Origin of the sequence: Streptomyces sp. NPDC007189 (genome assembly GCF_040703635.1) — a bacterium.
Lineage (GTDB): Bacteria > Actinomycetota > Actinomycetes > Streptomycetales > Streptomycetaceae > Streptomyces.
Map to the genome: position 1 here is coordinate 144,413 of NZ_JBEYEY010000020.1, position 22,803 is coordinate 167,215.

Below are 22,803 nucleotides of genomic sequence, written 5' to 3' on the forward strand. Positions count from 1 at the left end.
CACGACGGCTGGGACCACCGGCACCACGACGGCCGGGACCACGGGCGCCACAACGGCTGGAACTACGGGTGCGACGACGGCCGGGACCACAGGTGCGACGACGGCGGGAACCACCGGCGGGACCACGGGTACCACGACCGCTGGCACCACCGGCGGGACCACGACCGGCGGCACCACCGGCGGGACCACGACCGGCGGCACCACCGGCGGTAACGGCCATGGCTGCAAGCCCGAGAAGCCCGGCAAGCCCGAGAAGCCCGGCAAGCCCGGCAAGCCCGAGAAGCCCGGCAAGCCCGGCAAGCCCGGCAAGCCCGGCGATTATGGCGACCAGCCCGGCACGGACTATGGCTACGGCTGTGATGCTGCCTAGCGCGATGGTCAGCGCAGCCCGGAGCGATTCCCACGTGTCCTGGGGGTTTGCGATGGCGGCGTCGGAGCGCGCGCGTGCGATCTCCGGCGGCGTGTGTGCTCGGTCAGACGACCACGTGCGTGAGTAGGACGGGCGGCGTGCGGCGCGGATCGTCACCGATTCCGCCGCACGCCGCCGGTGAAAACCTCAGGAGAACCAGGTGAGAGAAGTCGGGCGGGAAGGGGCGGATGGGGCCGTGCAAGGTGGCGTCGTGTCAGCGGATGCCGATGACTTGGACCGGACCGTCGCTGGAAGAGCCGCCGCACAGAACGGGGATGACAGCTCCCTTGCCGTCGAAGCATCTTCGGAGCCGCCCGTCGCCTTGAAGGTCGGGGTACACGTCGCCGTGGTCCTGTGTCTGGCGACGGCCCTGGTGCATGTGCTCCTGGTGTTCCTGCAGGTGGCACCACCGAATTCCGTCTCCCGGCAGTACAGCCGGCAGGTCAACGCCTGGGTCTTCCCGTTGTTCGAGCAGAACTGGCGACTCTTCGCCCCGGACCCGGAGTCGGTCAACCGGCAGATTTCGGCAAGGACCATGCACACCGCGCCGGACGGCACCGTCCAGGTCAGCGACTGGTTCGACCTGACCGCCGTCGACACAGCCGCGGTGAGACACGACCCCTTCCCAAGTCATACCGCACAGAACATGCTGCGCCGGGCGTGGACTTCCTACCTCGAAACGCACGGCAACGACGACCAGCCGCGCTCCCAGCGCGCTGAGATGATCCAGCACTACCTGCGCAACATCGCGGCGGATCGCGTCGCCGCCCATCACCACGGCGCATTCGAGTCCATCCAACTGCGGGTGATCAGCCTGCCCATCGCCGCGCCGCCCGCAGCGGGCGAGCCCGGTCCCGGCATGGCGACACCGAAGCGCGCCGACACTCGTTACCTGCCCTGGTGGAAGGTGCCCGCCCATGCAACAGGCTGAGCAGACATCGGTCGCGGCAACCACGCCCTCGCCCCCTGGACACGGCACGCAGCGAGCGAGCGCGGGCACGCCGCAGCACCTGCCCGCCCGCCTCGCCACGCTCCTCACCCTCCTTCTGGAGCAGCCGATCTCCCTGTACGCCGCAGCGGTTCTGCGCATCGGGTACGGGTTTCTGTACTTCGCCTTCCTGGTGCGCGAATTTCCCCACCGCGACGAGATCTGGGGTCCCGGCTCACCGTGGACGCCGGCACTGGCCAGGCAACTCTTCGATCAGACCGGGTGGGCCAGCATCCTCACCCTGTCCGACAGCCGGGCCTACTTCGAGGTCTGCTACACCGCAGCCCTCGCCACCTGCGCACTGTTCATGCTGGGCTGGCGGACCAGGGCAATGTCCCTGCTTTTCGCAGTCGTCGTGACGTCGTTCCACGCCAGGGCGATCTTCATGACGGACGGAGGGGACAACCTCATCCTCCTCATGGCCCTCTACCTCGTCTTCACCGCATGCGGCCGATGCTGGTCCCTCGACGCGCGCAGAACCCGGCTCCGAGCATCCGCAGCCAAGGCGGTCAGGCTTCCGCTGGACCAGACATCCAGCGAACTGCGACGCCATCTTCGCGACGCGCGCCGGACAGTGGTCACCGTGCTGCACAACTGCGGCATGCTCGTGATCGCTGCCCAGGTCTGCTTCCTCTATGGATCCGCGGGCCTGTACAAGGTGCAGGGCGCTACCTGGGGCAACGGAACCGCCCTTCACTACGTCCTGAACCTCGAGTTGTTCCAGCCCTGGCCCGAGCTCTCCCGCATGGCGGACGAACACAACGTACTGATCGCCATCGTGTGTTACCTGACGGTGCTGTTGCAGGTGGCTTTCCCGTTCGTCTTGTTCGGCCGGCTCAAGTACCCCGTCCTGACGATGCTGCTGGGCATGCACCTGGGTATCGCTGTCTTCCTTGGCCTGCCGCTCTTCTCCGGCGCCATGATCGCCGCGGACGCCGTGTTCCTTCCGGACCGCTTCTACCGGTACCTGGGACAACTGTGGGGGCGTGTTGCCGCGTGGGCTGCCATCAGGCAGGCGCGGGCTTCAACCCCCGCGGAGACTGCACCGGTGCCTCCGCAGGCGGGACCGACCGGCTGAGGGCGAGACGTGGTGCCGCGTTACGCGCTCTTGTTTCGGAGCGGGGCCAGCGGGATGCCGACACGCGTGCCTATCTACGTGTCACACAGGTCAACAATGCGCGCATCCGCAAGGACAACGCCCGGTCACGGACGAGGAGCTGAGCAACCTGCCGCTGCCGACGGCGAAGGCGATCGAGATCGACGCCTTCGTGCCGTTGGAGTCCATTGACCCGATCCGGATCGCCGAGGGCTACTACCTGCAGCCGGCCGGCCAGGTCGCGGTGAAACCGTACAAGCTCCTCGTCCAGGCCCTCGGCCGCTCCTCGAAGGTGGCTGTCGCGAAGTACGCCTGGTCCGGCCGGGAAAGACTGGGCCTGCTCCGTGTCCGCGACGACGTCCTGGTCCTGCACGCCATGCGCTGGCCGGACGAGATCCGCGACCCCACCGAGCTGCTCCCGCCACCGGTCGAGGTGAGCGACGAAGAGATCGACAGCGCTCTGGCGCTGATGGACACCATGACCGTGGACAAGCTGGAAGGCCCCGACTTCCAGGACCGCTACACCGAGGCCATCGCCCAGATCATCGAGGCCAAACGCGAGGAGAAGCCGCTGCCCTCGGTCCCGGAGCCCGAGCGGCCGGCCGCGGTGCTCGATTTGATGGCTGCGCTGCAGGAGTCGGTGTCGAAGGTGAAGGCCTCCCGCGGCGAGGAGCCAGGGCCGGCCGAGGTGCACGAGTTGCCGAAGAAGAAGACGGCCGCTAAGAAGACGCCGACCCGTCGGCCACGCACCGCATAGGGGAGCCCCGCCCGTCAGGCAGCAGTCGGCCCGCAGACCGCTCCGGTCATCGATCTAACGCCGCCCATCCCCCTGGGCCTGCTCGTCGGCTCGCCCGCCGCCGCCAAGGATCCTTCGCTGAGCCTGCGTCGGCTCCGGGCGTGAGCCCAGCACTCCCCGGGCTCGCAGTTCCTCAAGGTCGGGGAGGCGGATTCCAGGGAGGGAGTCGATGAGGTCGGCCTGGGAGGCACGGATGCCGTGCGCGTCCTGGGGGCCGGCGCCAAGGGCGCGGCGGGCGGTCACGCTGATCATCGTACGGCCAGCACGTCTGGTCCCTGTGCAGGAGCCTTCCGGGCCATCCGCGGGATCAGGAACACAAACGGCTGTAAACGGCCTGCACGACCAATCGCGCCGGAGCGCGTGCTCTACGTCGGCAATGACGTCAACGACCTGCCGTGCTTCGCCCTCGTCGGCTGGCCCGTGGCGGTCGCGAGCGCTCACGACGTCGTACGCGGCGCCGCACGCGTGGTCACCACCGTCCCCGGCGGTGACGGCGCGATCCGAGAGATCGCCAGCTGGATCCTCGGCCCCTCTCTCGATTCCCTCCCAAGTAAGGACATCTCCCTGATGAGCACCAACAAGCAGAGTGTTGCGGGGCTTACCCCCGCATCCGTGACCTTGGGGCCGCCTGTCCGGAAGCCAAGTCTCCACGCCAAGAGGCAGGGAGCCCTTGCGCTCTAGAGGCACTGCACGCGGAAGGTCCGTGTGCCTGACCCCGAGGGGGAACCGCCGTGTCCACGCTCGCGCTGCTGGTCGTCCTGCTGCTGGTCCTGGTCGGCCTGCTGTTCATCGGCGCGCTCGCCTACGCCGTCCACCGCCGCCCGCGGCTCACCCAGCCGCTGACGGTCGCGCTGACCGGTGCCGGCGTCCTGGTCGCCATGGTCACCGCCGTGGTCACCCGCGCCCGGTGAACCAGGGTGCCCCCGACCATGGGCCCGACCACGCCTGGTCAGAGCGTGGTCGGGCCCATGGTCGGGGCCGGCCCGGGACATCACGGCTTGATCATCCCGGGGCCACCGGCAGGGGATGATCGTGTCGGGCGTGCGGCGTCCGAAAATCGGGGTAGCCGTTGAGCGTCTGCCAACTGACTGCCGGAAGGCCGCGCTGGCGCCCCAGGAAGGCCCCGACCCCGACGCCCTGCGTGACGGACAGGTGCGGACGGCAGAGCAGGCTGGAGACATCACCCGCGGGTTCTTGCTTGTGGCCGCGCCCGGGGGCGGGAGCGGGCCGGAGGCGGTGCTGCTGGTGGTCTCCGAGCTGTTCGCCAACGCGGTGCAGCATGCCGGCGGGGTGACCGGGTTCCGGCTGGAGGCCAGGCCGGAGGCGGTGACGGTGGCGGTGGACGATGCCAGCACCCTGCCGCCGCGGCCCCGCCCACTGGATCCCCGGACGCCGGGCGGGTTCGGCTGGCATCTGGTGCAGGAACTCTCGACGGACGTGCAGGGGACAGTCCACGCCGGGGGAAAGACGGTGACGGCGGTCGTGCCATGCCCGACCAGGGTCACGCACTGACCGTGGTCATGTAGTCGCCGACCAATGGCCACGGCCAAGAGCTGAGCCTTGTCCGCCCCGGCACGGGATCTGTTGCGACATCTGTTGCGCCAAGGGGTTGCGCTAGAAGTTGCGCTGGAGGTTGCGACTACTGTTGCGCGGGCCCTTCGGAACGCCGCGCGTTTGCGCACGTCACCACGCCCCTAGCAGCGTGGTCGGGACTCTGACATCCCCCCTCAGCGCACCCTACGCCGCCACTGCCTGGAGAAGAAGGTGGAAGGGGACGGGCGGGCGAGCGGGAGCGCCTTGGGGGGATCGGGGCGCCGGCGGTCCCCTCTCGCGCGTCGGCGGGGCCGCGCGCGTCCCCGGCCGCTGTGAGCGTCCGGGGAGACGGTTCAGCGGCGGGTGGTCGGAATCTTCTTCGCGGGGCCTCGTGCGGCTGAGGCGGGCGTCATCACTCCGGCTCGGGCGGCCGTGCGGTGTGGTGGGGGTGGCCGTGCGTTCGGCGGTTTTCTTTCAGCTCCGCCTCCAGCAGGTGGTCGCGCCCCTGAGCGAGTTCCTTCACCGCGCTCGCCTCCAGCTCCTGGAAGGGCCGGTAGTAGGTGGCGTTGTAGGCCTCGACGATCTGGAACGTCCAGTGCCCCGGAATGACGTTGCGGCCCAGGATCTGCGTGCGGACCGCCTCAGCCCACTCGGGGTGGCCCGCCTTGTACAGGAGTTCCACCGCACGGTCCAGCTGGAAGTCGGCGGTGCCGGTCAGCTGGTGGAAGTCGTACAGACGGCCTCTGGCCCGCTCGGTGGTCTCCAGTGCCTTGGACAGCGCGCCGAGCGCCTCGACCGTCTCGTCGCTCAGGCCGTCGGGGCGGCGGTGCCGGCCGGCGGGGCCGTCCTGACGCTCGGTCATGTGTTCCTCCACTGGGCAGGCCGTAGGCGGCGGGTGCGAATGATCGAGTGGGTGCCTTCGGGTGCAGCCGGATCCTCCGCGCCTGGCCGGCACCGGCTGGGCCGGGGGCCCATACGCTCACGAGACCACGGAATGCGACAACGCAGTGCGGGACGGTGGCGGGGGCGCGGGGGTGAAAGCCGGGACCACGTGATCAGGAGGTGGCGGTGGCCTGTGCATCGAGGCCGCGGGAGGTGACGAGGTGCGCGCTGCCGTCGGCCAGGCGGTAGCGCAGGCCCACCACGGCGGCCTGGCCGGCGGCGACCTTCTCGGCGAGCACTCGGGAGCGGTCCAGCAGCAGGTCAACGGTGTGCCGGATGTGCTCGGCGAGGACCTCCTGCGGCTCCGCGTGTCCGGCGGCCCGCGCCGCCAGCACGCTGGGGGTGACCCGCTCGACAACATCGCGGATGAAGCCGCCCGGCGTCTGCCCGTCCTGCAGCGCGGCGCTGGCCGCGCCGACGGCTCCGCACGAGTCGTGCCCGAGGACCACCACCAGCGGGCAGCCCAGCACCTCCACGCCGAACTCGATGCTGCCCAGCACCTCCGGGCCCATGACGTGGCCGGCGGTGCGTACCACGAACAGGTCGCCCAGGCCGCGGTCGAAGATGATCTCGGCGGCCAGCCGGGAGTCCGAACACCCGAACAGCACGGTGAAGGGTTGCTGGGAGGGAGCGATTTCGGCGCGGCGGGCGGCGTCCTGGTTGGGGTGCTCGGGGGTGCCGGCGATGAAGCGCTGGTTGCCGGCCATCAGCAGCTCGAATGCCTTGCTGGGCGTCGGGTTCTTGATCTCGCTCATGCCCCGCAGCCTAGAGTCCGCCACTAGGGCCTTTTCGTTCGGATCAGGCCGGATCAGGGAGCGGGGTCTGGTGCCGTGCATCGCAAGTCGGAGGAGGGCGCCATGGCGGAGCCATGGCAACCGACGACAACGCGGCGAGGTGCGGTGCCAGGGCCCGCGAGCCCGGCATGATCCAAACGAGAGGCCCTAGGTGTGGATGGGCATCTCACGAGTCACGGCCCACCAGTGGATCCGCCGCTGGTGCCGTGAAGGCGAGGCCGGGCTTGGGCCGTTCCAGCAGGCCGCACCGGGCGCCGCACCGCACCCCGGCGACGGTGGAGGACCGGGTGCGCCGGCTGCGGCGGGACCGCAGGCCCGGCCCGGCCCGCATCGGCCCGGTGCTGGGCCTGCCCGCCTCCACCGTGCACCGGATCCTGACCCGCCACGGCCTCAGCCGCCTGGCCCGGCTGGACCGGCCGACCGCCGCCGTGATCCGCCGCTACGAACGCGACCGTCCCGGCGAACTGAACCACGTCGACGTGAAGAAACTCGGCCGTATCCCCGACGGCGGCGGCCACAAGGTCCGCGGCCGCGACGGCGGACGGCCGATCCGCGGCATGGGCTTCGACTACGTCCACTCCGCCGTCGACGACTACGCCCGCCTCGCCCACAGCGAGATCCACCCGGACGAGAAGGTCGCGACCTGCGCAGGTTTCCTCACCCGCGTGGCCGCCTTCTTCCACGCACCCGGCATCACCCGCTTCGAGCGCGTCTCACCGACAACGCCTGGGCCCTACCGCACGGGCCTGGCCTTGAAACAGGCGCTCGCCGAGACCGGCGCGACCGGAAACCTGAATCGCGCCCACCGCCCGCGGACGAACGGCAAGGTCGAACGCTTCAACCGCACCCTGCTCGACGAGAGGGCCTGCCTACGGCCCTGCACCAGCGACACCGAACGCAGCGCGGCCCTGGCCGGTTTCCTCCACGTCGACGACCACCGTCGTCCCCGCACCGCCCTCGGGGGCCGGCCACCGGTACCGCTGACTCCGACCGGCAGGCTGAGTCCGGCCCGGTGTGCCGTGGACGACGGCCGGCCGGAACGCGGCACATGCGGCCCACTCGGCGATCGCGGTGAGGGACTTCGCTCCGGCCAGGACCGCACAGGCGGCCACGGCCAGGACGTACGGCAGAGGATGACGGCGGCCCCGGCGGCGGTGCCGGTCGGGCAGGCAGGACAGCCGGGCCGGCGGTCGGGTAATTCGTGCTGGCAGGCCGGATCACAGCCCGCGAGTACGGGTTGACCAAAGTATGCGTGGATTATTCCACATAGTGATCCTTCGCGGCTTGGTTAAGTTTTCTCATTGACAGAGAGTCGCCCGGTCTGTCATGATCGACAACGTTCACTTGGAACGTAAGGGAGCTATTATGTCTTCATTCAAGAAGCGCCATGTCATTGCTTGCACGGCAGCATCGATAGGTGCACTTTCCATCGCCTTTGCCCCTCAGGCATCCGCAGCGGTGGGCGTTGACTGCACCAACTCGAGCAGGTGCCTCGCTCTGAGCTACAACAGCAACATCCAGGGCTCCATGACTGGCTTCAAGGATACAGCCGTATCCAATTTTGCCGGCTACACCTTCCTTTCTTCGGGCTCGGGTCAGGGGCAGAGCGTCAAGAACAACGCGGCGTCAGCGCAGTTCGCTGACTGGGTGTCCCCCAATGACTGGGCGAGCATCTTCTACAACAGCGGCTACGCCGGAGCTTGCGACTCGATACCGGCCAACACGCTGGTCAACAGACTCGCCAATACGTATAACCAGAACGCGTCCTTCAACTGGACTCACCCGTCGTCCTGCTACGACTTCTAAGAATAAAATTCGGAACTGGCGGCAGGATTCGATTCCCTGTCGCCAGTTCTTCATTTTTCTGCGCCAATCCAGAATGGAGCGAAATGTCCTACAGGCCTTCGCTGCTGGCCCGCGGGGCCGGTCAACTGGCAGTCTTCCTGTCCATCGCCTCTACCGTAGTTGCTTGTGCTGGGACAAGCCCCTCGAGGCCCCACGGAGACTCACGCAACGGACCTGAGGAAGCGGCGGTGGCAGATTTTCCATACAAGGATTACGCGAGGGAGCTGCCGATAGCCGAATACACTCTCAACGAAACTCAAGTCGAGGTCGTTTCGGCCGCAGAGCATACGCTTATAGCTGCCTGCGTGAAACGATTCGGCATCCAGGACGATACCGCCACTTTTGAGGCGACAAGAGTCCCCGATCGACGTTATGGACTGCAGGACGCGCGTTCTGCCCATGAATACGGCTATCACCTGCCACCTGACCACTCAAAGCCTGCGCCGAAGAGTATCAGCACGGTGGAAAAGAATGTCCTCTACGGCACGGCTATGATGAAAGCGATGGGGATCCCATACAGGAGCGAGATCAATGGGCTGAAAGTTCCTCCAGGGGGATGTAAGGGGGAGACCGACAAGAATTTCGAAGCTCGGTACACCTATAAAGAAGGCGCCGCAGCAGCCCGGGAAATTGCTACAGAAAGCTTTACGCAGTCACTGAAGAGCGCTGAGCTGAGTAAGCAGTTCGCCGACTGGTCGTCTTGCATGAGGGAGGCCGGTTACAGATACGGGACACCCTTGGAACCTTTGGCGGATGCGTCCTTCACGGGTCGCAAAATATCAAAGAGGGAAAGGGAAACGGCAGATCGCGATCTGCTGTGTAAAGGTAGAACTGATCTATTGAAAAAGTGGTTCACCATTGAGTCGCGAATCCAGCGTCGCCTGATCGAGGTGCAGAAGTTCAAACTTGACCGGTTGAAGCTCGCCCAGAGGCGGCGAGTGGAGAAGGCTGAGGAAATCGTTGAACACGCGCGTAGATAGCGAGCCCAGGTAGCTCTTCGCCACGACCGTTCCGTCCATGGCGGTCCCGTCGGCGAACTCCCCGAGAACCCGCCGCCGGTGGTTCGGCTTGTGCTCGCCGCAGAGCCAGTTGGCCCAGATCGTCTTCGGGTACAGCTCGGGGTCCGCGGCGTGCTGCTGCGCGGCGACGTCGGGGAGGCCGGCCGCGAACGCCTCGGCCTCTTTGACGACGTGGTGGAAGACCAGCGTCCTGCGGAACCCTTCCTCGGCCGATGCCTTCACCAGCGCGGTCTGCAGAGCAGCGAGCCGGGCCCCGCGGACCTCGTCCGAGCGGCCCTCAGCGCCCAGGAGCTGCGCGGCCTGGAGCTGGGTGTCGGTGATGTCGAGGCAGACGACCTGGTACGGCGCGCAGATCCCCCGGTCGATCGCCTCCGACAGCGTCAGGGTGTAGCAGCGCGCCCCGAACGGGCCGTCCGGATCGTCCTCCATGCTCGCCACCAACTCGCCCGGCACGCCCGGTTCGGCGTCTTCGTCCAGCTGCCACATCCTGGGCGTGGCGGTCATGTAGAGACGGCGCAGGGCGGGGATGCGGGTGTTGTCGTGGACGACCGCCCAGGGCTTGCCGATCCGGCCTGACGTCCGGTGGGCTTCGTCCACGACGATCAGGTCCCAGCCCGGCAGGCCGGCCTTGTGCGCGCGTTCCAGCGTGCCCAGTCCCAGCGAGGCATACGTGGCAAACACCGTGACCTTGTCGAACGACCCCACCCAGTCGACCAGTTCCTTCACGTCCGTGGTGCTGGGGAAGGTCACGTCCTCGCCTCGCAGGGAGGAGACCCCGATCATCGGCCCTGTGCGGCCTCCCTCGCGCCACGCGGCCTCGGTCTGGGCGAGCAGATCGAGGGAGGGGACGAGCACCAGCACGCGGCCGGCACGGAGCTCCTCGGCGCTGCGGGTGGCCACGAGGGTCTTGCCGGTTCCGGTCGCCATGATCACCTGAGTGCGGAGCCCTCGCTCGGGCACAGTAGATCTTGCAGGCAATTCCAGGGCACGCAGCACAGCGTCCACGGCTTCTCGCTGGTGGGGACGGAGTTCCTTCACTGCCATTTGATGGGCTGAGGTGTCTTGTCAGTGAGTGACTGTATGGATGTCAGTGGGTGTTATGCCTGGTTGGGTGTCCGGGCTCAGGGTTGTGGTGGCGTTACTGCGGTTTGTGTGGTGACAAGCTTGCGGTTTTGGTGCTGACGGTCTGGCGCGGTGTGTGAGTGCAGCGGTCCTGCGTACCGACGGGCGCCCTCGTATACAGCAGTGAAGCCGCTTGTGTGAGGCTTTCGCGGTTCGTTCTGTCAGGGGTGCGGTGCGGGGGCTGTCATGGGTGAGGCCCGCGTGGTGTCGGGCGTGCACGAAAAGCGAGCGCCGGGGGAGTTTGGCGGGCGGAGGTGGGGGCGCTGTCGGGGCTGGAGTTGCCGGGGGTGTTTACGCGGGCGCAGGCGGTGGAGCGTCTGCGGCTGCTGGATTCCCGGGGTGAGCTGACCTCGGGGCACGTCCGGTTGATCTGCTCGGCTCTGGGGGTCTCGGAGCGGACGGTGTGGCGGTGGCTGCGGGCGGCGCGGACGGCGGGCCGGTCCGGCAGCCTGCCGCGTGACCGTGACTGACCACGTGCGTCAGCTGCTGGCTCTTTGGGGTGGGAACGTGGCCGCGGTGCACCGGGAACTGGTCGCCGAGGCTGAACGGGAGGGTCGGGCGGCGGTGGTGCCGTCGTTGGCGACGATGCAGCGCGCGGTCATCAGGGATTTGTCGGCGGGGGAGCGGGCCGGGTTGAGGGGTGGTAAGGGGCTCCGGCGGCGGTTTGACGTGTATGGCAAGCGTCCGCCGACGTTTCGCAATGCGTGCTGGGAGGGTGATCACAAGCGGGTCCCGGTCCGGGTGGAGTTGGACGGGGCGGGCGTGTGTCCGTGGGTGACGTGGTTCGTGGATGTGGCGACGAAGGTCATCGTGGGGGTGGCGGTCACGCCGCATCAGCCTGCTCGGGACGCGGTCCTGGCGGCGCTGCGTGCGGGGATCAGCCGGACTGGTCCCTATGGTCCCTTCGGTGGTCTGCCGGGCCGGGTGCGGGTGGACCGGGGTAAGGAGTTCTTGTGCCGGGCGGTGACGCGGGCGTTGGGGGCTTTCGCGGTGCCGGTGGAGGACCTGCCTGCGTATACGCCGTACCGCAAGGGCACCGTCGAGGCCCTGAACGGTGCGCTGGAGGAGATGCTGCTGGTCTCCTTGCCGGGATATACGCGCCGGGCCCGGCCGGCCGGGGCGCATCCGAGCGATCCGGTCGACACTCTGATGCCGTTCGCCGGCTTCGTGAAGGTGCTGTTGGACTTAAGTGGCCTGGTGGAACACCGAGCACCGTCCGGCAGGCCTTGAGAAGGGCAGCACGCCCCGGCAGGCGTGGGAAGCAGACCCGGCCCCGGTGGAGGACGTGCCGGAGGAACAACTGGTGTTCTTCGCGCTGGAGGACGACGGCCGGGTCCGGAAGATCACTACGAACGGGGTGACCTGGCGGCGCCGCGCTTACATCGCGCCGTGGATGGTCGGTCACGTCGGTGCCCGCGTACGGCTGCGGTACCTGCCGCACTACGACGGCGAGATCGAGGTGTTCGACGCGACCGACCCGGCCCGGCACCTGGGCAAGGCCTACCTTGCCCAGGCAGCGACGCTTGAGCAGCGCCGGGCGCTCAGTTCGGTCAGGGAGAAGAAGGCCCGTGCGCTGAAGGCCGACTTGAAGGCAGCGGAGAAGCTGCGCCGGACCCGCTACTCGGCCACGACAACACCGGATGCTCCCCGCCCGCGGCGCGGTCACCGGCCAGCAGGCCCAAACGGAGATCGCCCGCGCCCGGGCGACGGACCTGGCGGCGCGAGCACTGCCGGACCTGATCCCGCCCAGGGACCCGCCTCCAGGCTGGGCCCGGCCCCGCCTACCCCGCCCTGGGCAGGCGGTACGGACAGGGCGCGCTGCGCCGCCGCCTTCCCCTGACGACATCAGCAGTGAGCCGGGCCCGGACAGCGAGGAGTCACGAGAAGATGACCAACACCCTGGCTCGCAGGGGCCGTCTGCCGGCAGAGCGTGAAGACCACTTCATGCGCCTTGCGGGCGCCCAGGTCGTGTCGACGCGGGCGCTGCTGACGGCGCGGGAGAACGTCCGGGCGGCGATCGAGGCGAAGGCGATGATCTGTATCTACGGGCAGGCCGGCAACGGCAAGTCCTTCGCGGTGAATGCCTCGCTGCGCGAGCTAGCGCCGAAACTGACCCGCCGGATCCAATTCCGGGCCCGCCCTTCCACCCGGGACCTGCGGCACGAGCTGTTCCAGGCTCTCGGGCTGCCGGGCCGGCCGCCGGCGCATGCGATCGAGTTCGACCGGATGCTGCGCACCGCGCTTGAGGAGCCGCGGGTGCTGGTGTGTGACGAGGCGCAGTGGCTGTCGAAACTGTGGTGTGGATGAGCCGGTTGTTTCGCTGGAGGGATTGCCTTTTCTTCGGTGGGTCGTTGGGTTCGTCGGTGGTGGCGTTGTTTTTCAGGTGCTGCCTGAGCGACGGTTCAGTGGGGTGTTGTGGTGGGTGTGGGGGAGCGGGGTGGGTTGTGGCTGGTGGAGGGCACACAGCTCACCTCGTCTGACGGGGCGGACGGTCCTGTGGATCCTTGGGTGTTCCAGGGGCAGTGCGTTCAGGCGTTCGCGAGGACGTGGATGGTGCGCGGGTTCGCTCCAACGACGGTCCGCGGTTACGCCTCTCTCCTGACGCGGGTTCTGGGGCGTTTCGACTGTCCGGTGTGGGCGGTGGGAGCTGATGACGTGGATGAGATGCTCCACGCTCTGGCTGTCGCGGGTCTGGCTCCGGGTACGCGCCGGCAGTACTTGCAGATGTTGCGTGCCTTCCATGGCTTTGTCGCCGAGCGCTACGGGGCTCAGGTCCGCGCGGTGTTCGGGATGGCGGTCGGTGACGGCGGGCTGGACCGGTTCAACCGTGTGCGGCATGCCGGTGACGATGCTGTGGTGGGGCCGCCGCCCAGCCGTGAGCGGCTGCAGGCGTTCTTCTCGTTCATCCGTTCCCAGGTGGCGGTCGCGTCCGACTACCGGGCCGTGGCCAGGGATTACGCGCTGCTGCGCACGCCGTATCACTCGGCGGTCCGGGTGAGTGAGTTGGTGCGCCTGGACCAGGCCGATGTGCATCCGCAGCTTGGGCCGTCGGGGAAGTTGCATGTGCGGTTCGGGAAGGCGGCGAACGCCTCCGGACCGCGGCCGCGGTGGTCGCCGATACCGGAGGGCCTGGACCGGATCCTGGCCTGGTACCTGGCCGATGTCCGGCCGCTGTTCCCGGCCAGTGCACCACTGTTCTGCGACGACCACGGCCAGGCCTTGAAGGTGGGGACGGTCCGGGACCGTCTGGCTCGCCTTCTCGATACCGAGGGCGTGAGCTGGGATGCGCGGTTCACTCCGCATGCGCTGCGCCGGGCGTGTGCGACGCACCAGTACGAGCGAGGCATGGACCTGATCGCGGTCCAGCAGCTCCTCGGCCACCGCCATATCGCCTCGACGATGGCGTACGTGAAGCCGTCGCAGAAGTTCGTCGAGGACGCCTGGCGGCGTGCCACCGATTCTGCTGTCCGGGTGCTGGCCAGCTGATCAGAGAGGTGAAGGGCATGACCCCATCAGACCCAGCACCGTCGGACCTGGTCTCTCCGGCAGTGCAGTGGCGGCTGCGGATGACGCCGGCCGAACGCGGCGTATGGAGTGGGACTCAGCTGCGCCGGCTGCTCTCCGAGAAAGCGGGCCTTCACCTGTCCCCGGCCTCGGTGTCCGCTCTGTTCACGAAACAGCCGTCCCAGGTCAAGCTGTCCACCCTGGCTGCCCTGTGCACGGCTCTCGACTGTGCTCCTGGAGATCTCCTCGCATGGAGTCCTGCAGCATCGGTCCCGGTATCGGCGCCGGAGGTGACAGGCGGGCGGCCGTCACCCGCCCGGCTACGGGCCGCCGAGACACGGTCGCTCCCCCCTTGTGACGTGCCGGACCGTTCTCCGTCCGCCCCTGCTGCCTGGCAGATGTGAGGCCGCATGACAGCGTCCGTTCCCGGCGCCGTCCAGGGCCGTTGCCCTGGCTGTACGAAGCTGCGCTGGCTGCGCCCCGGCTCTGGCCTGTGCGCCTGGTGCCTGCGCAGGTGCCCGGGCTGTGGTGGCGGCAGGCGCTCGTCGGACCAGTTGAGCGCGGCCTGCCGGCGCCGTGCCGCAGGCGGGCACGGGCGCGGTCCGTGTCAGCGCTGCGGGCGCCGGCGATCTCTCGACGCTGCGACCCAGGCATGTCGCCCGTGCAGCGATCCGGCGACGGCGGAACCTCTCGCAGCCTGTTCGGGGTGTGGCGTCTCGCTCCAGTGGGCGCTGGGCATGTGCAAGCGCTGCTATGAACATTCGCCCCACACAGTGGAGACCCGCGCCGCCGGCTGGGCCCGCCGGATGCCCCACACTCCCTTATGGTGGGATGCCTTCACCGCGCACCTGAAGACCCACCGCCACACCTTCTACGCCGCGGACGCCCTCACCCATGCCGCCCGTCTCGTCATCGACACCGGCACCGCCGACCCGCACACACTGCTCACCCACTCGGCCCGGACGAGTCCCTGGCTCAGCCGGCCGCTCACCGACTTCTTCCACGCCCACCGCCTCCTGGACACCCCCAACGGCACCAAGAACCCGCAGGCCGCCGCCCGCCGCGAACGCCGCATCCAGGCTGTCCCAGCCCCGCTACGCCCCGCCGTCCGCGCCTTCGCGGACGCACTGGTGGCCCAGCGCCACAATGCCGAGCGTCTTGGGCTGCGACCGAACCAGCTCAAGACCATCGAGATCCGCCTCGACACCGTCCGAGACCTGGCCCTCCACATCCACGCCCAAGGACACCCCAGCTGGGCGAGCGTGAATGTCACCGACCTGGAGGCATTCCTGGCCCGCAACCCGGCTCGCAGAGCCTCCTGGCTCGCAGGACTGCGCCAGTTCTTGTCCCACGCCCACCGCACCGGGCTGATCCTCCACAACCCCCGCCGCTGCCCTGACCGCCCCCCAGCGACGCGGCTTCAAAGGGCCCACCCTCACTCTCGATGAGCAGCGAGCCCTCTACCGCCGCTGGAATACCAGCACAGATGCCCTCCCGCAGGAGGCTTTCATCGGGCTGGCCGCACTTCTCCACGCCGCCACCACCAGCGAACTCCGCCACCTCACCCTCGACCAGCGCAACATCGGCTCCCGGACAGTCCGCTTCCCCGGGCGGACCGTCGACACCGCGCTCGACAGCGCCACGTGGAGCGCCCTGGAACGATGCCTCACCCACCGCGCCGCCCTGCACACAGCCAACCCGCACGTTCTGGTGACCCGGCTCACGAGAACCACCACCCGCCCGGCCGGCGCCGCATACATTCGCGACAGCCTCGCCCCGGTCGGCCTCCTCCCGCGCATCCTGCGCTCCACGCGCCTGCTCACTCTCGCTGATGAACTCGACGTCAAACAGCTCACCGTGGCACTAGGCATGTCCTACGCCGGAACGGCCCATTACCGACAGGATCCTGAGTAGCTGTCACCGAGCTACAAAGCCCGGCCTTTGTGCGTAGTGGGCAGGGGCGTGAGCTCTGTGCAGGTGTACTGGGCGGCGATGACGCTTGATCGTCCGCTGGCGGTCTGCAGGCGAAGCCTGCAGAGATGCCCTCGGTTTTGAGTGTTGCCCAGGTTGGTTGGATGCTGCGCAGTCTCAGTGGCTGTCGTTGGTTAGTGGATCTGAGTAGTCGTCATGCTGTTGGCCTGGTGTTGTGCAGTTTGACTGAGTGGGTCGGTGTTGGGTTTTGGTTCCTTGGATCTGGGCGGGGGCGTTGTTTGTCAGCTGTCTGACCTGGGGTGTCGGTCGGGCCGGGCACCGGTTGCGCAGGTTGGTTGGGCGCTGCGCAGTTTGAGTGGTTGCCGGTGGCGCGGGACGGCTTGGCGTGTGGGCTGTGTGGCCTTGTACGGGGGTGTGGGAGTGCTCAGTTGCCTAGGCCGCGTTCCAGCATGTGCACGGTGGTCTCGCTCAGTTCGACGGTCTGTCCGGTCAGCGCGAGCGCGGTGTTGAACTTGGTGAACAGGTCTGCCAGGCGGTTGAGGAGTTGGGCGTCACGGAGCCGCTGGATGAGGTTGGGGCGGCGGGTGAGGGCGCCGTATGCGGCGTCGGTGGTTGTCTCCAGGGCGTAGCGGCCGCGCAGGCGGGCTTGCTGGACGGCGGCGAGCTTGTCGTTGAGCCGGGTGAGGAGGAACTGCTTGTCCGCCTCGTTGAGTTCGGAGGCCAGGACGGCCTCGATGAGGTCGTTGATCATGGTGGTGAGGTGTTGGCCGTCGGTGTCGGTCAGGACGGCCTCGACCTGAGCTCGGCGTAGCTCGTGGGCACAGCCAAGCAGGCTGTAGATCGCGGCGCTGCTGTCCGCGTCGCCGTCCTTGCTGAAGTGCTGCCACACGTGGGAGACCTGGTGGCCGGCTTGAACGGAGGCCAGCAAGGCGGCTTCGACACCGGCCAGGGGACGGAGCATGTACTCCTGCTGCTCGGGATCGCTGACCACGGCCCCGACTGCTTGGCGGACTTGCTGGGGCAGCATCATCGCTGCGGACAGACGTGCGAAGAATTCAGCGCTGTCTGTGACGAGGGGTGTCTCCTCGTAGGTGAGCGCCCGGGCCCAGGCATTCCAATTGCTCACGTTGGGGCCTAGTTCGCTGCCGGCCTTGCAGAAGTCGATGAGAAGGCCGTGGAGTCTCTCGGCCGGGTTGTCGACGCACTCTGTCACTCCATCAGCGTAGTGGGGAGGAGGGTAGGGCGGGGCGGGCCGATGTGTTCAGGCTTGCTGGTCATGGTGGTGTGCCGGGGCTGATATCTACGGCCTGGGCCGTTTTCGGTGGGTGGTAGCCGAGTTCGGTGAGTTCGGTGGGGCCTGGCTGGCGGTAGGTCCACCGCGGGCGTGCACCGGGGTGGGGGCTGGGGGCGTAGTTGATCCGGTTGTTGAGCCGGTCGGGGTAGAAGGCCGGGTCTTGAAGCCAGGGCCGGCCCAGGAGGGCGGCGATGGCGGTGTGGACGGGTGGTGCGCTCTGGGGTCGTTCGAGGGCCAGAAGCGTTCGGGGGTGGTGGGCGATGTATTGGGCGAGGGTGATGGTTTCGGGGTAGGTGATGGCCGCTCGGGCGAGGGCGTACCACAGGCGGGTGCGCTTGTTGCTGCCGATGCGGCGGGCGCGTGCGGGCCAGATGCGTTCTTGCGCGGGTGCTGTGCGCCGCCAGGCTTCGGTCAGGGACATGGCCTGTGCGAGGGCGTGGTCAGCCGCGGCGCCCCAGCGGCGAAGGAAGCGGATGTGGGTGCGGTGGGCAGCGAGGATCTCCGGGGTGTGTCCCAGATCAGCGTGCTCGATGGGCAGTTGGGTGCCGGCGAGGGTGTGGCGGCCGAGTATCCAGGTGTGGTGACGACGGCAGATGAGGCGGCTGTCGGGCAGGTACTGGCGGACGGGGTGTCTGTGGCCGGTGCGGGCGAGGGTGCAGCCAGGGCAGCCGGTGACGGCGTTGATCGGGGCGGGCTGGAGCCGGGCGCGGGCGGAGGCGGGGTTGGGCTTGTCGCGGTACTGGTCCCACTGGGGGAGCGCGTAGGAGAGATGTTCCTCCGGGACCCCGGTGAACGAGGCGATCAGGCGGCGGCTCGGAGCGTTCAGGTACAGCTCGATGCCGGTGTGGGGGGCGTGTGGCTGGGTGCGTTCCTTCTTGAGGCGGGGGCGGGGGATGCCCAGGCCGTTCAGCAGTTCTGCGGTGGTCAGGTGGTGGCGGCGGGCCAGGCGCTGGATGTAGGAGGCGGTGGTCTCCCATTGCAGCGGGGCCACGCGCCGGATGCTGGGACGTGGGGGAGCGCTGGGCATGTCAGGTCCTGGCCGGTGGCCGTGCGGTCTGTTCGGCGAGTTGGTCGACCTCGATGTCCGCCAGCAGCCGTTTGGTGATCGTTTCGGTGCCGTCGAGGATCGCGGCGATGGCGGCTTCCCTGACGAGGGCGGAAAGGCTGCCGATCCTGCCGGCGGTGCGCTGGTGGAGGTAGGCGGCGTGCCGTGTGAGGGCGCCGGGGCGGTGGTGGGTAAGCCGCAGGGCGCTTTCCATGCCGCCGACCAGGCCTTCCCAGGCTGTGCGCTGTGTGGTGCTGCCGTAGGCCAGGGGAGGGTTGCGCACCATCTTGAACCGCCCGGCCAGCTGCGCACCGCGGTTGCCGGTCAACAGCGGGGAGGCCTCGATGGCGACGCCGGCGTACACGAACGTGGCGGGGATGCGTTCGCTGAGGTGCTTCATCTGGTCGGAGGTCTCGGCGCCGACGCGGGTGCGGGTGTTGAGCAGATGGACGTCGTCGACGAGGACGAGCTGGGTCGCCAGATCGCGAAGAGCGCCGCAGACGATGTCGGTGATCCGCGCCTGGTTCATCGTCTTTCCGATGTGCAGGTCGAGGAACCGGGCCAACTCGGAGACCAGCATCTTCGGTGTGGCGGCGGGCGGTACGGACAGGAAGACCACGGGCAGTCGCTCGCCGGGGCCGGTGTGGCGGGCCCGGTCGGCGAGGTGGAAGGACCGTCCGAGCTGCTGCAGAGCGGTGGTCTTTCCGGTGGTGGGCGGGCCGGAGATCATCAGCCCTCGCCGGGCGGTGCCGTTGTGGTGCCGGTTGAGGATCATCAGCCGCCGCAGGGTGAGGGAGATCTTGTCCATGACCGGGGTGGAGAGGATCACGAACTGGGAGTGGTAGTCGAGGCGTTCCTGAAGTGTCCACGGGCCCGGGCCTGGCAGGCGAGGGGGTTCGGCGTCGATGAACTGCATCCACTCCCGCCATGTGGTCGGTGAGGCGAACGGGCCGGTGTGTGCGGCTGCCTGGCCGGGGACTACCACTGCTCTGCCTCCTGATGGGCGTCGAAGACTTCCCAGGCATCAGCTGTGCCGGCGATCGGATCGTCGGCGTCGTCCTGATCGGGCTCCTCTTCGCTCAGCCGACTCACCTCTCGGGTCCCGAGCACGCCGGTGTCCGCCTGCGGGACCACGCCCGTGGGACCTGCCCCAAAGCCGGTGGCCGGCTCCTGGCCGCGGGTACCGGCGGTCTTGCCGCCGGCGCGACGCAGGAGTTCGTCGAGTGCGCGGGCGAGGTGTTCCTCGTGTTCGGCACGTCCTGCGCGTTGGTCGACGACGGTACGGATATGCCGCCAGGCGGTGTCGGTGAAGGGTCGGCTGACCAAAGTGCGATGGATCCATCCCGCCTCGGCCCAGCCGGTGGGCAGACGCACCCAGCAGCGTGAGGGCTCGTAGGGGTTGTAGTGGACCTCCCACTTGCCGTCCGGCGCGGTGGAACGCTGCCGGTGGCCGTTGAGGGCCTTGCTGTCGTAGGTGCGGTAATCGAACCGGATACCCTCGGCGCCGATCGCACACCGCCGGGCGGGGAGCAGCTCGATGTAGTCGGCGGCTCTCAGAGGGACAGGCACGTGCCCGGCGATGCCGACCAGGGCCGCCCACATCTCGTTGGGCGTGAGCGCCAGCTTGGGCATCAGAGGGTGGCATAGTGCCCGGTGCCGCCGTTCCTGCCACCCACTGACCACCCACTCGTCCAACAGGTCCTGAAGCTGGGGCAGGGTCCAGCAGGCTTCGTCCTCGACGCGGTGGCCGCGCCGGCTGATGTGGCAGCCGGTGTAGCCGGAGACGTATTGCGCGAACAGCGTCCCCACCGATCCGAAGCCGCGCTCCACGTGGCCCTTCGCGGGCGCGGACGCGGGCGGGCACGGCTGGACGGAGATTCCCAGATGCTCGGCGGCCGCGAGAAAGCACTGGGAAATGAACACCTTTCCCTGGTCGATGACGACGGTGGACGGGAAGATCACCGGTCGCGCAGCAGCGCCCTGCATCCGGGCATCGATGCTTAACAGCCGCTCGTAGGGGATCACCGAGGAGGCCATCGCCAGCACTTCGGGCCAGGCGGGCCGCAGGGGCTCGGGCACGACGGTCTGCGCGAGGAGGACTGCCGCGTCGACCGCCTTCGTTCCCCGCGGGCGCAGCACGGCGGCGGTGATACTGCGGGTGGCCACGTCCATGGCCATGGTCAGTTCCAGCCGCCCGGTGCGCCCGTCCTCGAGCACGGCCAGTACGTCCAGCGGGGTGCTGTCCATCATGACGAGCTCGCCGGGCCGCGCTACGACGGTGGGCGTGAACGGCGGCTCAGGCCGACTCGTCCGCCAGCGCTGCTGCACCGCAGGGCCCAGCAGCCCCTGGCCGTCGGCGACCGCATGGACCAGCCGATTGAACGTAGCCACCGGCGGCACCTTCACCGTGCCTGGTCCGTAAGCGTCCTGCAGCAGCCAGCCCACCTGCCGACGCAGTCGGCTCAGCGTCCCGGTGGACCGCTCCCGCTGCGCCTCCAGCGCTGCCCTGATGGCGTTGACCACCCGCTCGTCGGCACGCCCCCACGGCGACCTCGCTCGTGTCGTACGCCCGTCGACCAGCCCCCACACGCCCTGCCTGCGGTAGCGGGTGCGCATGCGCCGTACCGTGGCCACGCTGACCGGCTGCCCCTGCTCGGTGAGCTCCGCCGCCTTGGCAGCCTCCCGCTCGGCGAGGCTGCGCAACTCCGGGTCGAACTCCTCGCGCGGCGCACCCCTCCCGTCTGGCTCCGGATGACCCGTCTCGACCTCGCGGATGTGCCGTTCCCAGGCCAGAGCCTTCTCGCGGACGCCTGCCTCAAGGCTGGCCAACGGCCCCCACACCGGCGCCCGGCGCGGCTCGGCACAGCCGGCCACCACACAGAAGTCCTCGTCTGCATACAGCTGCGTGAGCAGGAGCACCTGGACGCTCCCATCCTCACCCACGATCCGGCATCGAGGCCCGTCCAGCCCCGCCAGAGTGAACACACCACCGGCGAAGCGGATCTGGTCTCCCACCTCCACCACATGCCGCACAGTGCTCACCGCTCGTGCCGTCCGGCCGCGGCAACCAGAGTGCTTTCGGTGAGCGGCCGGTCCAGCGCCGCGGTCAGTTCACCACTCCACAAGCCGTGGTAGACGACTGGCAAGGTCCGGATCACATCACCGAGCGCGGCAGCCCCCTCCACCAAGGGCCGTCGAGACGTGAAGACGTCACGCAACCGGCCTGGACGGACACTGCCCGCGCAGCGCGGGTGGCGGTACCCCGACAGCCAGCGCACGTTGGCCACCACCACCGGATCCGCGGCAGGTTCGACCCGGTACTGCCATCCCACCTCCTGCGCACACTCCTCCAGCACAGCCTGCACACCGGCAAGACGGCGCGGTGGGAAGCCGGCACCGAGGCAGTCCACGAGCACGTGACCTCCGTCAGCGAGGCGCGCGGCCAGCTGAGGAGCATGGGCTACCACCCGCCTGCCATCCCGCCACACGAATTCCAGCGGGCGGCACGCCAGCCCTACCACCCGCCGTTCCTGGTCCAGCAGCATCAGGCGGTCCCTCATCGTCGCGCTCCCGTAAGCCACCAACCGACCCGTGGTGGCCGCCCACCACCAACCAGGAGCCAACCTTCTGCCCCGGCGCACCGCGAAGCCACGCACCGGCGGGCAGTCAGCCGGCGCCAGTTCAGCGGCCACCTCCAGCCACGACCGCTGCTCTGGCAGACCGTTCGCGCCGATGAACCGCACATCGACATCCCCCACACGGACCCGACCCCCCGCCCGGTGGTCACCACTCGTGCTGCTCACGCGTCCAGTGAAGAATTGACCGGTACACCTGCACAATGCGCAGATCGAGAACGCCCCCGTACTGGGTGAAAAGCTTCCGATGCACCAATGGAGCGGCTACGGCTTTGGTATGACTGCACATCAGCCCGCATGCGGGGCCTGAGCCTCCCCGCCATCGCGGAACACTGCGCAGGTTCATCGGGTACTGCGCAGTTGTTGCAGTGGCCGGCCGCTGGAGGTGCGGCACGTACCGCCGCGGGGGCTCGAATCCAGTTTCAATCCATATCTCGCTTTGAAGCAAAGCAAAAGAAGGGCCTTCAGGCGGCAACCATTCCGGCTGTCATCCGCCAGTCGCCCTCCACCTTCCTGGCCAGCCTGACTCAGCGACCGGCTCACTCCCTCCAGGCGCGTTTGTTGGGCGGGGGAGCGCAGCGGACCCGCCGACCCCGGACTGGAGCGGAGCGGAAGGCCGGGGTCGAGGGCGGAGCCCTCGACCGCTCCGGGAGCGCAGCGGACGGAGCGTCAACCTGCTTGCGAAGCAAGCAGGTTGCGCGGTGCGCGCAGCGCTCCGCCAGCGCTCCCGCGGAGCGGGAGCGCAACCCCCGTGCGCAGCACGGGGGTTCGCTGACTCCGGGCGCAGCCCGGAGTCGAGCTTCCGCGGATGGAGGTCGGCCAGGGCATCACCACCTCGACAGCGATGAT

20 protein-coding genes and 4 pseudogenes are annotated in these 22,803 nt (G+C 68.6%); 15 read left to right on the forward strand and 9 right to left on the reverse strand.

The features are described 5' to 3' along the window. The 7 genes and pseudogenes from AB0950_RS33175 to AB0950_RS33205 all read left to right on the forward strand — a co-directional run. A pseudogene (locus tag AB0950_RS33175) lies at nucleotides 1–370 on the forward strand (hypothetical protein); the annotation flags it as partial. Nucleotides 371–731: 361 nt separating this feature from the next. Beyond that, a complete protein-coding gene (locus tag AB0950_RS33180; protein WP_360575206.1) occupies nucleotides 732–1,340 on the forward strand; it encodes a DUF5819 family protein in 609 nt (202 codons plus the stop codon). After that, nucleotides 1,327–2,475 (forward strand): HTTM domain-containing protein, encoded by a 1,149-nt coding sequence (locus AB0950_RS33185; protein WP_366780086.1) that lies wholly within the window; start codon nucleotides 1,327–1,329, stop codon nucleotides 2,473–2,475. The genes AB0950_RS33180 and AB0950_RS33185 overlap by 14 nt, the downstream gene beginning before the upstream one ends. After that, nucleotides 2,384–3,250 (forward strand): Ku protein, encoded by an 867-nt coding sequence (locus AB0950_RS33190; protein WP_366780087.1) that lies wholly within the window; start codon nucleotides 2,384–2,386, stop codon nucleotides 3,248–3,250. Before AB0950_RS33185 ends, AB0950_RS33190 begins: the two co-directional genes overlap by 92 nt. A 384-nt stretch (nucleotides 3,251–3,634) precedes the next feature. Continuing rightward, nucleotides 3,635–3,835, forward strand: a pseudogene (locus AB0950_RS33195) (HAD hydrolase family protein); the annotation flags it as partial. A gap of 185 nt (nucleotides 3,836–4,020) precedes the next feature. Further along, on the forward strand, nucleotides 4,021–4,200 hold the full coding sequence (locus AB0950_RS33200; protein WP_360575189.1) for a hypothetical protein: 180 nt from the start codon (nucleotides 4,021–4,023) through the stop codon (nucleotides 4,198–4,200). A gap of 115 nt (nucleotides 4,201–4,315) precedes the next feature. Continuing rightward, entirely contained in the window at nucleotides 4,316–4,801 is a 486-nt protein-coding gene (locus AB0950_RS33205; protein ID WP_360575190.1) for an ATP-binding protein, read from the forward strand. Between the two features lie 433 nt (nucleotides 4,802–5,234). Here the strand turns inward: AB0950_RS33205 and AB0950_RS33210 are convergent, their stop codons facing one another. Both AB0950_RS33210 and AB0950_RS33215 read right to left on the reverse strand, forming a co-directional pair. Continuing rightward, entirely contained in the window at nucleotides 5,235–5,684 is a 450-nt protein-coding gene (locus tag AB0950_RS33210; protein ID WP_366780088.1) for a hypothetical protein, read from the reverse strand. A 193-nt stretch (nucleotides 5,685–5,877) separates the two neighbouring features. Continuing rightward, the gene (locus AB0950_RS33215; protein WP_360575192.1) at nucleotides 5,878–6,519 is read right to left on the reverse strand and encodes a carbonic anhydrase; all 642 of its coding nucleotides are present in this window, start codon (nucleotides 6,517–6,519) and stop codon (nucleotides 5,878–5,880) included. Between the two features lie 196 nt (nucleotides 6,520–6,715). On the opposite strand from AB0950_RS33215, the pseudogene AB0950_RS33220 reads away from it, so the two are divergent. Beyond that, nucleotides 6,716–7,535 (forward strand): annotated as a pseudogene (locus tag AB0950_RS33220) (IS481 family transposase); the annotation flags it as partial. Here AB0950_RS33220 and AB0950_RS33225 read toward each other — a convergent pair. Beyond that, nucleotides 7,428–7,769 (reverse strand): transposase family protein, encoded by a 342-nt coding sequence (locus tag AB0950_RS33225; protein ID WP_360575207.1) that lies wholly within the window; start codon nucleotides 7,767–7,769, stop codon nucleotides 7,428–7,430. The pseudogene AB0950_RS33220 and the gene AB0950_RS33225 sit on opposite strands and share 108 nt — an antisense overlap. A gap of 154 nt (nucleotides 7,770–7,923) precedes the next feature. Here AB0950_RS33225 and AB0950_RS33230 point away from each other — a divergent pair, with 154 nt between their 5' ends. Beyond that, on the forward strand, nucleotides 7,924–8,364 hold the full coding sequence (locus AB0950_RS33230; protein WP_360575193.1) for a hypothetical protein: 441 nt from the start codon (nucleotides 7,924–7,926) through the stop codon (nucleotides 8,362–8,364). 1,016 nt (nucleotides 8,365–9,380) lie between these two features. Here the strand turns inward: AB0950_RS33230 and AB0950_RS33235 are convergent. Continuing rightward, nucleotides 9,381–10,466: pseudogene (locus tag AB0950_RS33235) on the reverse strand (DEAD/DEAH box helicase family protein); the annotation flags it as partial. 534 nt (nucleotides 10,467–11,000) lie between these two features. Between AB0950_RS33235 and AB0950_RS33240 the strand changes: the two are divergent. The 6 genes from AB0950_RS33240 (at nucleotide 11,001) to AB0950_RS33265 (ending at nucleotide 15,496) form a co-directional block, all read left to right on the forward strand. Further along, nucleotides 11,001–11,774 carry a transposase family protein gene (locus tag AB0950_RS33240; protein ID WP_366780089.1) on the forward strand — a complete coding sequence of 258 codons (774 nt, stop codon included), beginning with the start codon at nucleotides 11,001–11,003 and terminating at the stop codon, nucleotides 11,772–11,774. After that, the gene (locus AB0950_RS33245; protein WP_366780090.1) at nucleotides 11,734–12,384 is read left to right on the forward strand and encodes a Mu transposase C-terminal domain-containing protein; all 651 of its coding nucleotides are present in this window, start codon (nucleotides 11,734–11,736) and stop codon (nucleotides 12,382–12,384) included. The genes AB0950_RS33240 and AB0950_RS33245 overlap by 41 nt, the downstream gene beginning before the upstream one ends. A gap of 47 nt (nucleotides 12,385–12,431) precedes the next feature. Beyond that, nucleotides 12,432–12,851, forward strand: coding sequence for an ATP-binding protein (locus tag AB0950_RS33250; RefSeq protein WP_360575197.1), 420 nt, complete (start codon nucleotides 12,432–12,434; stop codon nucleotides 12,849–12,851). A gap of 357 nt (nucleotides 12,852–13,208) precedes the next feature. Further along, a complete protein-coding gene (locus tag AB0950_RS33255; RefSeq protein WP_366780097.1) occupies nucleotides 13,209–14,030 on the forward strand; it encodes a site-specific integrase in 822 nt (273 codons plus the stop codon). A gap of 80 nt (nucleotides 14,031–14,110) precedes the next feature. Further along, nucleotides 14,111–14,452, forward strand: coding sequence for a helix-turn-helix transcriptional regulator (locus AB0950_RS33260; RefSeq protein ID WP_360575208.1), 342 nt, complete (start codon nucleotides 14,111–14,113; stop codon nucleotides 14,450–14,452). A 369-nt stretch (nucleotides 14,453–14,821) separates the two neighbouring features. Then, entirely contained in the window at nucleotides 14,822–15,496 is a 675-nt protein-coding gene (locus tag AB0950_RS33265; protein ID WP_366780091.1) for a hypothetical protein, read from the forward strand. Nucleotides 15,497–16,404: 908 nt separating this feature from the next. On the opposite strand, the gene AB0950_RS33270 is transcribed toward AB0950_RS33265, so the two are convergent. The 5 genes from AB0950_RS33270 to AB0950_RS33290 form a co-directional block, all read right to left on the reverse strand. Next, entirely contained in the window at nucleotides 16,405–17,193 is a 789-nt protein-coding gene (locus AB0950_RS33270) for a hypothetical protein (protein ID WP_366780092.1), read from the reverse strand. Nucleotides 17,194–17,254: 61 nt separating this feature from the next. Then, nucleotides 17,255–18,265, reverse strand: coding sequence for a TniQ family protein (locus tag AB0950_RS33275; RefSeq protein WP_366780093.1), 1,011 nt, complete (start codon nucleotides 18,263–18,265; stop codon nucleotides 17,255–17,257). A gap of 37 nt (nucleotides 18,266–18,302) precedes the next feature. Continuing rightward, on the reverse strand, nucleotides 18,303–19,235 hold the full coding sequence (locus tag AB0950_RS33280; RefSeq protein ID WP_366780094.1) for an ATP-binding protein: 933 nt from the start codon (nucleotides 19,233–19,235) through the stop codon (nucleotides 18,303–18,305). Nucleotides 19,236–19,297: 62 nt separating this feature from the next. Beyond that, on the reverse strand, nucleotides 19,298–21,361 hold the full coding sequence (locus AB0950_RS33285; protein ID WP_366780095.1) for a transposase: 2,064 nt from the start codon (nucleotides 21,359–21,361) through the stop codon (nucleotides 19,298–19,300). Continuing rightward, a complete protein-coding gene (locus AB0950_RS33290) occupies nucleotides 21,358–22,122 on the reverse strand; it encodes a TnsA-like heteromeric transposase endonuclease subunit (protein WP_366780096.1) in 765 nt (254 codons plus the stop codon). The genes AB0950_RS33285 and AB0950_RS33290 overlap by 4 nt, the downstream gene beginning before the upstream one ends. Between the last annotated feature and the right edge of the window lie 681 nt (nucleotides 22,123–22,803).

Bases quoted from the DNA above. Each gene is read 5' to 3' on its own strand.
- AB0950_RS33185 (WP_366780086.1), top strand. From the start codon at position 1,327: ATGCAACAGGCTGAGCAGACATCGGTCGCGGCAACCACGCCCTCGCCC.
- AB0950_RS33205 (WP_360575190.1), top strand. From the start codon at position 4,316: ATGATCGTGTCGGGCGTGCGGCGTCCGAAAATCGGGGTAGCCGTTGAG.
- AB0950_RS33210 (WP_366780088.1), bottom strand. From the start codon at position 5,684: ATGACCGAGCGTCAGGACGGCCCCGCCGGCCGGCACCGCCGCCCCGAC.
- AB0950_RS33215 (WP_360575192.1), bottom strand. From the start codon at position 6,519: ATGAGCGAGATCAAGAACCCGACGCCCAGCAAGGCATTCGAGCTGCTG.
- AB0950_RS33230 (WP_360575193.1), top strand. From the start codon at position 7,924: ATGTCTTCATTCAAGAAGCGCCATGTCATTGCTTGCACGGCAGCATCG.
- AB0950_RS33250 (WP_360575197.1), top strand. From the start codon at position 12,432: ATGACCAACACCCTGGCTCGCAGGGGCCGTCTGCCGGCAGAGCGTGAA.
- AB0950_RS33255 (WP_366780097.1), top strand. From the start codon at position 13,209: ATGCTCCACGCTCTGGCTGTCGCGGGTCTGGCTCCGGGTACGCGCCGG.
- AB0950_RS33260 (WP_360575208.1), top strand. From the start codon at position 14,111: ATGACGCCGGCCGAACGCGGCGTATGGAGTGGGACTCAGCTGCGCCGG.
- AB0950_RS33280 (WP_366780094.1), bottom strand. From the start codon at position 19,235: ATGCAGTTCATCGACGCCGAACCCCCTCGCCTGCCAGGCCCGGGCCCG.